Source organism: Shewanella sp. 1311 (assembly GCF_059338235.1).
In genome coordinates, this window is sequence record NZ_CM181686.1 from 843664 (window position 1) to 856765 (window position 13102).

11 protein-coding genes are annotated in these 13102 nt (G+C 47.8%); 5 read left to right on the forward strand and 6 right to left on the reverse strand.

All coding sequences use genetic code 11. The annotated features are described in order from the left end of the window. Positions 1 to 22 precede the first annotated feature (22 nt). Positions 23 to 961, reverse strand: coding sequence for an SDR family NAD(P)-dependent oxidoreductase (locus tag AC5YB3_RS03810; protein ID WP_494526591.1), 939 nt, complete (start codon positions 959 to 961; stop codon positions 23 to 25). Between the two features lie 366 nt (positions 962 to 1327). On the opposite strand from AC5YB3_RS03810, the gene AC5YB3_RS03815 reads away from it, so the two are divergent. Next, a complete protein-coding gene (locus AC5YB3_RS03815; protein WP_006082311.1) occupies positions 1328 to 2203 on the forward strand; it encodes a 1,4-dihydroxy-2-naphthoate polyprenyltransferase in 876 nt (291 codons plus the stop codon). 186 nt (positions 2204 to 2389) lie between these two features. Here the strand turns inward: AC5YB3_RS03815 and AC5YB3_RS03820 are convergent, their stop codons facing one another. Both AC5YB3_RS03820 and AC5YB3_RS03825 read right to left on the reverse strand, forming a co-directional pair. Next, positions 2390 to 3205, reverse strand: coding sequence for a DODA-type extradiol aromatic ring-opening family dioxygenase (locus AC5YB3_RS03820; RefSeq protein ID WP_494526592.1), 816 nt, complete (start codon positions 3203 to 3205; stop codon positions 2390 to 2392). Between the two features lie 61 nt (positions 3206 to 3266). After that, positions 3267 to 3749: a DoxX family protein gene (locus AC5YB3_RS03825; RefSeq protein WP_226060286.1), complete on the reverse strand. Its 483-nt coding sequence runs from the start codon at positions 3747 to 3749 to the stop codon at positions 3267 to 3269. Between the two features lie 162 nt (positions 3750 to 3911). On the opposite strand from AC5YB3_RS03825, the gene AC5YB3_RS03830 reads away from it, so the two are divergent. Continuing rightward, entirely contained in the window at positions 3912 to 4811 is a 900-nt protein-coding gene (locus tag AC5YB3_RS03830; protein WP_432333512.1) for a LysR family transcriptional regulator, read from the forward strand. 143 nt (positions 4812 to 4954) lie between these two features. Here AC5YB3_RS03830 and gnd read toward each other — a convergent pair whose 3' ends face one another. The 3 genes from gnd to AC5YB3_RS03845 form a co-directional block, all read right to left on the reverse strand. Further along, positions 4955 to 6481 (reverse strand): NADP-dependent phosphogluconate dehydrogenase, encoded by a 1527-nt coding sequence (gene gnd / locus AC5YB3_RS03835; protein WP_268650486.1) that lies wholly within the window; start codon positions 6479 to 6481, stop codon positions 4955 to 4957. A 207-nt stretch (positions 6482 to 6688) separates the two neighbouring features. Then, a complete protein-coding gene (gene sugE, locus AC5YB3_RS03840; RefSeq protein WP_011847232.1) occupies positions 6689 to 7003 on the reverse strand; it encodes a quaternary ammonium compound efflux SMR transporter SugE in 315 nt (104 codons plus the stop codon). 368 nt (positions 7004 to 7371) lie between these two features. Then, entirely contained in the window at positions 7372 to 9330 is a 1959-nt protein-coding gene (locus AC5YB3_RS03845; protein WP_006082317.1) for a propionyl-CoA synthetase, read from the reverse strand. A 291-nt stretch (positions 9331 to 9621) separates the two neighbouring features. On the opposite strand from AC5YB3_RS03845, the gene AC5YB3_RS03850 reads away from it, so the two are divergent. From AC5YB3_RS03850 to AC5YB3_RS03860, 3 genes are all read left to right on the forward strand, one after another. Continuing rightward, complete coding sequence (locus AC5YB3_RS03850; RefSeq protein WP_006085528.1) at positions 9622 to 10029, forward strand: MerR family transcriptional regulator; 408 nt, start codon at positions 9622 to 9624, stop codon at positions 10027 to 10029. Between the two features lie 139 nt (positions 10030 to 10168). After that, positions 10169 to 11338: an isovaleryl-CoA dehydrogenase gene (locus AC5YB3_RS03855; RefSeq protein WP_012089637.1), complete on the forward strand. Its 1170-nt coding sequence runs from the start codon at positions 10169 to 10171 to the stop codon at positions 11336 to 11338. Positions 11339 to 11454: 116 nt separating this feature from the next. Continuing rightward, complete coding sequence (locus tag AC5YB3_RS03860; RefSeq protein WP_494526593.1) at positions 11455 to 13062, forward strand: carboxyl transferase domain-containing protein; 1608 nt, start codon at positions 11455 to 11457, stop codon at positions 13060 to 13062. Positions 13063 to 13102: the final 40 nt, after the last annotated feature.

Consider the following 13102-nt stretch of genomic DNA (forward strand, 5'->3'; position numbering starts at 1 on the left):
CTATCGATTTTTCACAATCAAATCAATCAATTTTAATATGGTGTTCTAGCGCGCTTAACTGAGACCAAGACAAGACTTTATCCTCACCACTGGAGTGCAAAGTCACAGGAAAGGATTGGTATAGCTGGGGCCACTGCTGCGCGAGATTATCAGGCGTAAAAAGCCCCTCATTAAAATACATAGGCTGAAACTCGACAAACATGCCATGGCTGACACTGCCCGCACCTGCGAGTAAGTGTTGACCATTGGGCGCCTGTTCACTCACCAAAAAAGCCGTTGTGGCGGTTAATGACTCAAAGGAAAATAACGGCTGAATCGCACTCGCTAAATGTTTGGCGGTCATCGCTGTGACGGCCTGCGGGCATAAACTATTGACGCGAATATTATGAATTTCTCCTTCTATCGATAAGCAATTCACCATGCCCACCAGCGCCATCTTACTCGCGCTGAAACCGACTTGATGCAAATCACCAAATAGGGCCGAAGCTCCCGTCGTCATCATGATCCGGCCATAATCCTGTTGTTGCATATAGGGCCAAACGGCTTGCGTCAGATAAAAACTGCCATTGAGATCGACATCCAATTGCCGTTGCCACTGCTCAAGCTTAATGTGCTCGAACGGACAAGCACCGTAGACCCCCGCGTTATTAATCAAGATATCAATGCGATGCCAACGTAAGATCACTTCTTCGACCATGCGGTTTACTTCATCCCGCTGGCTAACATCAAGCACAAAGTAGAGACTGTCACCGCCGAGTTTAATAATGCTGCAGTAGGTTTGCATCAATGCTAAGTTGGCCGGCATTGTTTGAGCGCTATCGGTAGAAATAGACTCGGATGACGATAACGGCTGATCAACGAGCACCACTTTCGCGCCCCGCTCAGCTAACATGATGGCATAGGCTCGACCTAGCCCTGCTCCCGCCCCAGTGACTAACGCCACCTTATTATCGAAACGCATCCAAATATATCCTTATCGGCATAACAGTAGCGGCAAAACGCAGCCAATGATAGCTCAAAAACAACCCGCATAAGGCGACTAGCACCTGTGGTATTTCCAGTTGAACATAGGATTTTGCGGTACGCCTATGCCTTGGGCGGCGCAGCGTCTCCAACAACATCCGCTATAGAAACACAGACTTTTTTGATTTTCTTTGAGCTTGACGACAAATCTCCGTCTACATCAGTGAACATATGTGCGCCAATTCAAACTCTGTTAAATGCGTTTATTAGATAGTGCTCACTTTCGTGTTAAATCTTGTTATGCTATGCGCTAATTGAGCCCTTGCTCGATACCATTCCCATTTACCAATAACGACTGGACGCCATGAATCCTTGGATTTTAGCTATAAGACCCCGTACGCTACCCGCGGCCATAGGTCCCCTATTGATAGGCAATATTCTCGCCCTGCATCTTGAGAGTTACAGCTGGTTAATCGCTGCCACTTCTATGCTGTGCGCTGTGTTATTACAAATTGCCGTCAATCTCGCTAACGACTATTTTGACTTTAAAAACGGCATAGACACGGCCGAACGCTTAGGACCCGTTCGCGTGACGCAAAGTGGTTTAATTCCACCAACGAGCGTCCGCAATGCCATGATATTTTGCCTATTAATGGCACTTGCTGTGGGTTCCTATTTAATTTGGCACGGAGGCTGGCCTATCGCGATTCTCGCCGCGGCCGCCATTTTAGGTGCACTCGGTTACAGTGGTGGCCCCTATCCCCTCGCGTCCCATGGGCTGGGTGAAGTCGCGGCCTTTATCTTTTTTGGATTGGTCGCCGTCGTGGGGAGTTATTATCTGCAGGCGGGTGATACAACAATCAATGCTTGGTTATTAGGCTGCGCCATTGGGCTGTTCAATGCGGCGATCATGCTGGTGAATAACACCCGCGATATTCGTACCGACACCCAAGCGGGCAAACACACATTGGCAGTACGTATCGGCGAAGCACAATCAAAAGTGTTGTATCAAGCGCTGATTTACCTGCCCTTCGGCTTAGTGATTGCAGGCTTTCTACTGGGGATTTTACCCGGGTTACCAGTATTACTCGCGGGCTTATCACTGCTTATCGCCCGTAAACTCAGCAGCGATTTCTATGCGGTGTCTGGTGAAGCGTTAAATCCGTTACTCGGCCGCACGGCTAAGTTAACCATGATTTTCAGTACTTTGTTTAGCGTGGGTTTAGTGTTTACCGCATAAGAGTAAAGCCGCTAGGCTAATGCAACTAGTCGCTACAAGCACACAGCTTAATCCTGAATACAACAAAGGTTCGTATCTGTCGAGGATACGAACCTTTTTTATTGGCTGAATATGCTTAGCCTTAGGTTTACTGCCATGTTCGACGACAGTAATCCAACATCAGATTATTGCCAGATTATTGCCAGATTATTGCCAGATATAGCCTGAGATCAGAGTATTTAGCAAAATGCCGTTAAAGTTACGTAGCGCTTGGGATGAATCACTGTGACCAGCGCCGAAACACACATGCAGAGGCAATAAATGTTCTTCCCGCGGATGACTAAACCGCGCTTCAGGGGCGGCTTGCCAGTGAATCAATGCTGTTTTGGCCTCGGCAGTGTTCACGCTTGCGGTTAATGTTTGCGTCAGCCAATAGTCAAACTCTGCGCTGCGACTTTGGACCGTGGGATCGCTTGAAAAAAACGCCCGCATATTGTGAAACGACATCCCTGAGCCCACAATCAATACCCCTTGATCCCGCAGCGGCGCTAAGGCTTCGCCAATCGCTATATGGGTTTCAGGATCGAGACAGTGGACTAACGACATTTGTACTACGGGAATATTCGCCTCGGGATACATCAACTTAAGTGGTACAAAGGTACCGTGATCAAATGCGCGTTCGCTGTCTAAGCGGGCGGCGATACCTTTATCCGCGAGCATATTCGCAATCTGTGCCGCTAATTCTGGCTCACCCGATGCAGGATACGTCAGCTGATACGCTTCGGGTGGAAAACCATAGTAGTCATATAAAATACCGGGCTTAGGGCTACTCGACAAGGTCACCACAGATTCTTCCCAATGGGCGGTGATCAGCACAATCGCCTTAGGGGTTTCAATGGGCGCGGTCACTGAGGTTAAAAAAGCACGCAACTCTTTATGATTGGCATCATTTAGCAAAGGCATTGGGCCACCACCGTGGGGCACAAATAGCACAGGCATACGACTCGCTTTAACTTGCATCATGGCTTTCTCTTGTTGATTAACTTATATCGGTACGACTGACTTCAGACTCTATTTTTATCACTTAAAATGCGGAGCGACTCAGCGCCAACTGCCGCTGAAATTGCACTAAACGCTCAATAATTTCATCCAGTTTGATAACTAGAAAGAGTCCAGCCGATAAACTCAATGCAGGCAGTGCATTAATAGCCGCTTCATAGTTAAAGTGGAAATAAATCGCCCCCATCATAATCGCCAGCAAACCGCTCGCCGATAACACTCGGTAGTCACGTAGACACAATCCAAGGGCGCCAATCACTTCCATCAAACCAATAAAATAGCCAAACCCTGTGGGAAGATTCATCAAAGTAAACGGAACATGGAACATAGGCACGCCAAATAACTTGGCAAATCCCGAGATAAAAAACACTATGCTCATCGCCAGTGTAACGGTTGCGGCGGCGCGATTGAGTGTATTGGCACAAAGGAACAGCTTCTGCGAATCGGCCTCAGCAACTAAGCCATTGATACTTGAGCCCTTAGCACCACATAAGTTTGAAAATCGCATCGCACACACCCCATTGATCTTAATATTGCCGTCAGTCTTGGGCATAAATGCGCAGACGACGAGCGAGAATGGAGTAGATTATGAGCCGATAAAAGATAAATAAATATGGAATAAAATCTAATATCTCATAAACTAATAATTTATGACTTGCGAGCAATCCCAGTGACCTTAGACCAACTGCTGATGTTTAAAACCGTGGCTGAGGCGGGCTCACTCAAAGCCGCCAGTGACAAGCTACATAAAACCCAACCCGCCATTAGTCAAAGTATCAAACAGTTAGAATCTCAACTCGATCTCATCTTATTTAACCGTGAAGGTTATCGACTCGCCATCACAGAGCAAGGCCGAAAACTGCTGCAACATACCCAGCGGGTGCTGAATGAAGCGCAGGAAATGAAGCAAGTCGCGAAACATTTAGCCAAAGGCAACGAAGCGAGTATCACCTTAGCTTTTGAAGCTTCTTTCAATCTCGCTCGAATTCTACCGATTTTAGAACTGACTCAAAATGAGTTCCCCTATACCCAAATTATTCTCAAACAAGAATTTTTAACTGGTGCACTCGAAGCGTTGAATCAAGATAAAGCTGAAATCATCATCTCTGCTGGCGGAATTGAGCCCATACGTTCGAGCCATTTAGAATTAGCCTATCTATTTTCCGGTAGCCTGCTCGATGTTGCCGCGCCGCGCATGCTTGAGCGTCATCCGACACTGAACTACGCACGAGAGCTCGTTAACGAATATCAAATCGTGATCCAAGATACGGGCTCAGGTACTGCGAATATTGAGTTTGGGGTACAAGCGGGGCAACGACGTTGGTATGTTAATGATTTTTATACCAAGAAAATGCTTATTCAAAGTGGCATGGGCTGGGGCAAACTGCCGCACTATATGATTGAAGATTCACTCAAACAAGGTGCATTGATTGCTTTGGATCTACGCGAAAGACAAAACAACATTCAACTCGATTACTATGTGATGAGAAAACCCCACTCGCCTTTGGGCCCTGTCGCCCAAGCACTCTGGCAAAAGCTGATCGCCTTTTCATCTGAGCTGAATGCTTAGGAATTCAAGCTTAAGATTTAGCTTAGTGACTTAAAATGAATTGAAGTCAAAAATTCATAAGCCGTTATATAATCATCGCCCATAAACAAAAACGCTCCTTATCAAGGGGCGTTTTTCATTTTGTTAGCAGGCAGAACCTTAGATTAAACCTTAGCTAAGGTGCGCTCTTTGGCGCTCCAATCTAAGTGATATTTCTCGCCAGCTGGCGTATCGATACGCTCAAAGGTATGAGAGCCGAAAAAGTCACGCTGACCTTGGAGCAAGTTCGCAGGTAATGTTTCGCAGCGATAACTGTCGTAATACGCCAGTGCTGAGCTAATACACGGCGCTGGAATGCCTTGCATTACCGCTGTCGCTACCGCAGTGCGCCATAGGCCTTGCTTTTCAGATAAGGCTGACGCGAAACTGTCGGCCATCAACAGATTGCTAAGCTCGGCATTGTCTTCATAGGCTTGAGTGATTGATTGCAAGAACGTCGCGCGAATAATACAACCCGCACGCCAAATTTTTGCAATTTCAGCAAAGTTTAACTGCCATTTTTGCTCATGGGCCGTCATTGCCATCAACTGGAAGCCTTGCGCGTAACAACACACTTTCGCGCAATATAACGCACTTTCAAGGGCTTCAATCAACTGCGCTTTTTGCGCCTCATCGATAGCAGGTGCATTTGGCCCAGCCAATTTCTGGCTAAGTTGTAAACGTAAGGATTTTTGGGTACTTACGGCGCGAGCATATACAGCTTCAGCAATCGTCGGTGCCGGACAACCAATTTGTAAACTGCTTACGGCCGTCCACAAACCCGTGCCTTTTTGGCCCGCTTTATCTAAGATCATTTCCACCAACGGTTTACCCGTTAATGGATCGGCCTGTTTTAAGACTTCGGCACTGATCCCCATCAAATAGCTGTTTAAGCTACCTTTGTTCCAGCGTTCAAACACATCGCCCACTTCTGCAGCGCTCATGCCTAAACCGTCATGCAGCATTTGATAGGCTTCGCAAATCAACTGCATATCTGCGTATTCAATACCGTTATGCACCATCTTCACGTAATGGCCAGAACCCGCAGGACCAATATAAGTCGTGCATGGCTCGCCTTCTGTCACTGGATTACCCGGTTCGAAGCGCTCTATGGGTAAACCTGTACTTGAATCAACCTTAGCGGCAATAGCTTTCCAAATAGGTGCCACGTGATGCCATGCATCGATATCGCCGCTTGGCATAAGTGATGGACCGAAACGCGCACCGACTTCACCGCCCGAAACCGCAGAGCTGAAAAATACAAACTGACCTTTGTAGCGCGCTTCACGCTCAACAGTGTCAGTCCATAGGCTGTTACCGGTATCGATAACGATATCATCGGACTCAATTCCGGCAGAAATCAAAGCACTACAGACACCATCGACGGGTGCGCCCGCGGGAACAGAAAGCACAAGAATGCGGGGTTTTGTGAGACTGGCTAACATTTCGGTAAGATTAGCACAGCCAAGAATGCGAGGTTCGAGTCCAGCGCGTTCCTGTTTTTCTTGCTGTATAACACCATTAACTTTAACAGGATCGAGGTCAAATGCGCTGACGTGATATTGGTTATCCGCGATGTTTAGCGCTAGGTTTTTACCCATAACGCCAAGGCCAATTACGCCGATATCATTAAGATTGCTGTGGTTTTGCATTATATAATTCCCACGGGTCACAGAGGTTAGAGCTAACCAATTTTGAGGGGTAATTATACCGATCTTTGTAACTTAATTACCAGAGAGAAAAGGCGATGCATACGATTGGCAATCTCGATTACAGTGAGATTGCCAATCCCGTATTGCGAAACGGGTTAGTTAGGACTTAGCCCAAGTGATACTTGTATTGGCACGTTTATCGACAACTTAGTTTGCGAGTTTAAGCCCTAAAACGCCCAGTAATATCAGTATCAAACTGGCAATCTTAAGTAAGCTAACTCCTTCTCCTAACAGGATAATTCCCGCGATAGCGGTGCCCATAGCGCCAATGCCGACCCACACGCCGTAAGCCGTACCGATAGGCAGTTGCTTAACCGCGAGTCCTAGTAGCAACACACTCACGGCCATCGACGCCACTGTAAAGATACTTGGCCACAAACGTGTAAAACCTTCGGTATATTTAAGCCCTATGGCCCAACCAATTTCGAATAAACCCGCAAGGACTAATAAGAACCAACTCATAGTGAACTCCTAATTAGGGGTCGTCCCCTACCAAATTAAGGCATGTTTAGGGTCGTCCCTAAGCCGGTGAGAATACAAAGTCGTCAGTGAAGTGTATCTAAAATCTCCATAGATACACATTGCTTCTAGTGGTGGTTTTAGTTGAATGGATCAATTAAACAATTGCTAATGCTCAATTCCCGCATATAAACAACTCAAAATAATGCAATTAAGTAGCAAAAACATTCAATAAATACGCGGCAAGAATAGCAAATCATAAAGGACTATTGCTCAAATTGAGCGGGGATATTTGTTTCAATTCGCAACAGCAAGCGATTTTTTTAGAATGGGAATTTCCTACATGAAATCCCCATTCACTAAACGCAAGCTTAGATTAAGGCATCGGCATAACCCATGCGAGTGAGCGCGGTGCGCACTAGCTCTAAGGTCTGTGGATCTTCTATGGTCGCTGGTGCGGTATATTGCTGATTATCGGCAATTTTTCGCATAGTACCGCGTAAAATCTTCCCAGAGCGCGTTTTAGGCAATTTTTGAATCGCACTGACTAACCTAAAGGAAGCGACGGGACCAATCTCTTGACGAACTAAGGTAATAAGCTGTTTATGCAGCTCTTCATCACTGATCGTCACGCCCTTTTTCAGTACCACTAATCCTAAAGGCACCTGACCTTTAAGCTGATCATCCACACCAATCACAGCCGCTTCGGCCACATCAGGATGTTGACACAAGACTTCTTCAAAACGTCCGGTCGATAACCTGTGCCCCGCCACATTTATGATGTCATCAATACGACTCATAATGTAGAGATAACCATCCTCATCGGTATAACCCGCATCTCCAGTTAAGTAATAACCTGGATACATAGACAAGTAACTGTCTTGATAGCGTTGATCATTTTGCCACAGTGTCGTTAAGGTTCCTGGCGGCAAAGGCAGCTTGATCACCACATTCCCCGAGGTATTGGGCGCAACTTGTTCTCCCAATTCATCCACCACTTCAACCGCATAGCCTGGCACAGGTAAAGCGGGTGAACCCGGCTTAATGGCGACGGGCGCTGTGCCCATCAAATTTGCCGCGACTGGCCAACCCGTTTCGGTTTGCCACCAGTGATCGATAACAGGTTTAGCGAGTTTAGTGTGTGCCCAAACTAAAGTGTCTGGATCGCAACGTTCACCTGCCAAAAACACATTTTTAAGACAAGCTAAATCAACACCTTGTAGATACTCACCGTCAGGATCTTCACGCTTGATTGCGCGAATGGCCGTCGGCGCGGTGAAAAAACTTTTAACTTTATATTTAGCAATCGTGCGCCAAAAAGCGCCGGGATCGGGCGTACCGACAGGTTTGCCTTCATACATTAAGGTTGTAGCGCCCACCAGCAGCGGTCCGTACACAATGTAAGAATGACCCACAACCCAGCCCACATCAGACGCGGCCCAAAACACATCGCCCGCTTGAATATCGTAAATATGTTGCATCGACCAAGCCAGAGCCACTGCATGGCCGCCATTATCGCGCACCACACCTTTAGGCTGACCCGTGGTGCCTGAGGTATAAAGCACATACAAGGGATCTGTGGCCTTAAGAGAAACACAATCGGCCTTAGGTGCAGTCGCTAATGCGGCTTGCCAATCTAAGTCACGGCCCTCCTGCAAATCGGCTTGATACTGGCTGCGATTTAAAATCAGGCAATGCTCCACCTGATGAACAGCATGTTCCAATGCTTTATCTAACAAAGGCTTATAAGGAATGACGCCCGAAGGCTCAATTCCGCAGGATGCCGACAGTACCAATTTAGGCTTAGCATCATTAATCCGAGTCGCGAGTTCATTGGCGGCAAAACCACCAAAAACCACAGAATGAATCGCACCTATGCGAGCACAGGCCAGCATAGCGAAAGCGGTTTCCGGCACCATAGGCATATAAATCACCACACGGTCGCCCTTCTCTATCCCAATAGATTGCATAAAGCCCGCGAGTCGGCTCACTTGAGCCTGTAACTCCGCGTAGCTAATGCCGTATTCAGTGTCTGTCACTGGGCTCACATATTGGATAGCCACTTGATCACCGCGTCCGGCCAACACATGGCGATCAACGGCGTTATAACAAGTGTTCATCTCACCATCGGCGAACCAGTGATAAAACGGTGCCTGCGACTCATCGAGCACAGTGTGCGCAGGTTTAATCCAATCGAGCGTCTTCGCCGCTTCTCCCCAGAATTCGGCTTTATTAAGCAAGGATGCTTGGTGCAACGCTTGATGTTTTTGTTGGTTCTGTTTTTGATTTGCGGCTTGCGCTACAGATGCATTTTGCTGTTCGGTCAACATATGTCCTCCAATCAGGACTGCGGCTAAAATCGTCAGCCGCAATAACTACCCCTTCCAACAGCCATTATTAACAGGGGGGCATCCAGCCCACTATTAGACGTTAGCCTATAACCAGAAAAGATTTGTGGTTTTATGTGAGAACACTAATTTAAAGCACCCGTTTTAATCTGGCCGCACAGGCTGATGGCAATTGGGATTGACACTTTTATGGCAACAGAATAAAAGTCAAAATCTTTACCTTTACGTAAACTTCATATATCTTGCTTAAAACTGATTATTTAGGGTGCATGAATGAGCGCAACGAACACACCACAAACGACTTACTCGATCAGTGATCTCTCAAAAGAGTTTGATATCACTACTCGAAGTATTCGTTTTTACGAAGACCAAGGTTTGCTTAAGCCTAAACGCCGCGGCCAAACCCGTATTTATAGCCTCAAAGACAGAGTGCGCCTCAAGCTCATTCTTCGCGGTAAACGCTTGGGCTTTTCTTTAGCAGAAACCCGTCGCTTGTTCGAATTATACGATGCCGACAAGAGCAGCACCGCACAGCTCAATACCATGCTGGCGCTAGTGGAAGAAAAGAAATCCGCTCTACAACAGCAAATGGACGACATTAAAGTGGTGTTGATGGAACTCAATTCCGCCGAGCAGCAATGCCGCTTAGCCTTAGAAGATAACAAAACGGCAAAAGCCTAAATCTCCGTTGACACAAAATCAAATCAATTTGATGGCGATAACACTACGGATTTAAGTACAAGATTGAAAAGACTCAAGCACCTAAAAATCATAAAAACGATAACAATCTGAAATTAGAACATCTGAAAGGACACAAGCAATGAACTCTCTCTACACAAGTCTGAATTTTGGTCTAGGCGAAGACGTCGACATGCTGCGCGATGCAGTGCAGGATTTTGCCGCGAATGAAATCGCTCCAATTGCCGCGAAAGTGGATCACGACAACGCCTTCCCCAATGAACTTTGGCCTGTGCTAGGAGGAATGGGACTGCTCGGCGTAACCGTACCCGAAGAGTTTGGCGGCGCGAACATGGGCTACCTTGCCCACGTCGTGGCGATGGAAGAAATCTCCCGCGCATCGGCCTCTATCGGTCTAAGTTATGGCGCCCACTCAAACCTGTGTGTCAATCAAATCAACCGTAACGGTAATGCCGCGCAAAAAGCCAAGTATCTGCCAAAACTGGTGAGTGGTGAACATATTGGCGCACTCGCCATGAGTGAGCCAAACGCGGGTTCTGACGTGGTTTCAATGAAACTACACGCCCGCAAAGAAGGCGACCGATTCATCTTAAACGGCAACAAGATGTGGATCACTAACGGTCCCGATGCGCACACCTATGTGATTTACGCGAAAACCGACTTAACCAAAGGCGCGCACGGTATTACTGCCTTTATCGTTGAACGTGATTCGAAAGGTTTTAGCCAAGCGCAAAAGCTCGACAAACTCGGCATGCGCGGCTCTAACACCTGCGAACTGGTGTTTGAAGATGTGGAAGTGCCAGAAGAAAACATTTTAGGCGGCCTCAACAACGGCGTTAAAGTGCTGATGAGCGGCCTCGATTACGAGCGCGTCGTGCTATCTGGCGGCCCGCTGGGGATCATGAACGCTTGTATGGATATCGTTGTACCTTACATCCACGAGCGTGAGCAATTTGGTAAATCGATTGGTGAATTCCAACTGGTACAAGGCAAGTTAGCCGATATGTACACCGGCATGAATGCCGCCAAATCCTACGTGTATGCCGTAGCAAAATCCTGCGATCGCGGTGAAACCACCCGTAAAGATGCCGCAGGCGCCATTCTGTATAGCGCAGAACTCGCAACCAAAATGGCACTGGATGCAATCCAATTGCTGGGCGGCAATGGTTATGTGAACGAATACGCCACCGGCCGCTTACTTCGTGATGCCAAGCTGTATGAAATCGGCGCAGGCACCTCAGAAATTCGCCGCATGCTGATTGGTCGCGAACTGTTCAATGAGTCGAAATAACGCGAGTTCAAATAATCTCTCACAAGTGAATGGGTAGCACCTCACTGTAATTTACAGTTTGCGCCACCCATTCGAGCAAGGTGATACCGAGTTTCCGCTTTATAAGGACAATCAAAGTGACGCAATTAAGCAGTCGTATCAACGCCCGTAGCGATGAATTTAAAGCAAAATCCGACGATATGGCCGCCCTAGTGGCCGATCTTAAAACTAAACTCAATACAATCGAACTCGGCGGCGGCCCTGTGGCGCTGGAGCGCCATCTATCCCGCGGTAAATTGCTGCCACGTCAGCGGGTTGAAAAGCTGCTCGATGCAGGTTCACCCTTTTTAGAGCTATCGCAATTCGCGGCGTTTGAAGTCTACGACGAGGAAGTGCCCGCAGCGGGTATTATTGCCGGTATCGGCCGTGTGAGCGGTGTCGAGTGCATGATCATCGCCAACGACGCCACAGTGAAAGGCGGCACTTATTACCCGATTACCGTCAAGAAACACCTTCGTGCCCAAGATATTGCCAGCCGTTGTCACTTGCCTTGTATTTATTTAGTCGACTCGGGCGGCGCTAACCTGCCCCGCCAAGATGAAGTGTTTCCAGACCGCGACCATTTCGGCCGCATCTTTTACAACCAAGCGCAAATGTCCGCTAAGGGTATCCCCCAAATTGCAGTGGTGATGGGCTTATGTACCGCGGGCGGCGCTTATGTGCCTGCCATGGCGGATGAATCCATTATTGTAAAAGATCAAGGCACTATCTTCTTAGCAGGCCCACCATTAGTGAAAGCAGCCACTGGCGAAGAAGTTAGCGCAGAAGAACTGGGCGGCGCCGAAGTCCACACCAAAATTTCCGGCGTGGCGGACCATTTAGCGCAAAACGATGAGCACGCGCTGGAGCTTGCCCGCCGCGCGGTATCACGCCTGAATCATCAAAAAGAAATCAAATCACTGCTGAGCCCAGTCAAACCGCCGAAGTTCGACATTAGCGAACTGTACGGCATTGTCGGCACTGATTTGAAAAAGCCTTTTGATGTCAAAGAAGTGATCGCCCGTATCGTCGATGATTCTGATTTTGATGAATTTAAAGCCAACTATGGCGCAACCTTAGTGTGCGGTTTTGCCCGAATTCACGGCTATCCTGTCGGCATTGTCGCCAACAACGGCATTCTGTTCTCTGAGTCGGCGCAAAAAGGCGCACACTTTATTGAACTATGCTGTCAGCGCAAAATTCCGCTGCTGTTCCTGCAAAACATCACCGGCTTTATGGTGGGTAAAAAGTACGAACACGAAGGCATAGCCAAACACGGCGCTAAGATGGTGACTGCAGTTTCATGCGCCAATGTACCTAAATTTACTGTGATTATCGGCGGCAGCTACGGCGCGGGTAACTACGGCATGTGTGGCCGCGCGTTCGAACCGACCATGATGTGGATGTGGCCTAACGCCCGTATCTCTGTGATGGGCGGCGAGCAAGCGGCTGGCGTACTCGCCACAGTACGTCGCGACGGTTTAGCCCGTAAAGGTGAAGAATGGTCGTTAGAGGATGAAAAAGCCTTTAAAGCGCCGATTGTCGCCCAGTACGATAAAGAAGGTCATCCATATCATGCCAGCGCCCGTTTATGGGATGACGGCATTATTGACCCAGCGCAAACCCGCGATGTGGTCGGCCTTGCCCTATCAGCGGCGTTAAACGCCCCTATCGAAGACACCCGTTTTGGTGTGTTCCGTATGTAAACCATACGTATACACAGCAAATCAATAAGATAGGGAAACA

Bases quoted from the DNA above. Each gene is read 5' to 3' on its own strand.
- AC5YB3_RS03810 (WP_494526591.1), bottom strand. From the start codon at position 961: ATGCGTTTCGATAATAAGGTGGCGTTAGTCACTGGGGCGGGAGCAGGG.
- AC5YB3_RS03815 (WP_006082311.1), top strand. From the start codon at position 1,328: ATGAATCCTTGGATTTTAGCTATAAGACCCCGTACGCTACCCGCGGCC.
- AC5YB3_RS03820 (WP_494526592.1), bottom strand. From the start codon at position 3,205: ATGATGCAAGTTAAAGCGAGTCGTATGCCTGTGCTATTTGTGCCCCAC.
- AC5YB3_RS03825 (WP_226060286.1), bottom strand. From the start codon at position 3,749: ATGCGATTTTCAAACTTATGTGGTGCTAAGGGCTCAAGTATCAATGGC.
- gnd (WP_268650486.1), bottom strand. From the start codon at position 6,481: ATGCAAAACCACAGCAATCTTAATGATATCGGCGTAATTGGCCTTGGC.
- sugE (WP_011847232.1), bottom strand. From the start codon at position 7,003: ATGAGTTGGTTCTTATTAGTCCTTGCGGGTTTATTCGAAATTGGTTGG.
- AC5YB3_RS03845 (WP_006082317.1), bottom strand. From the start codon at position 9,330: ATGTTGACCGAACAGCAAAATGCATCTGTAGCGCAAGCCGCAAATCAA.
- AC5YB3_RS03850 (WP_006085528.1), top strand. From the start codon at position 9,622: ATGAGCGCAACGAACACACCACAAACGACTTACTCGATCAGTGATCTC.
- AC5YB3_RS03855 (WP_012089637.1), top strand. From the start codon at position 10,169: ATGAACTCTCTCTACACAAGTCTGAATTTTGGTCTAGGCGAAGACGTC.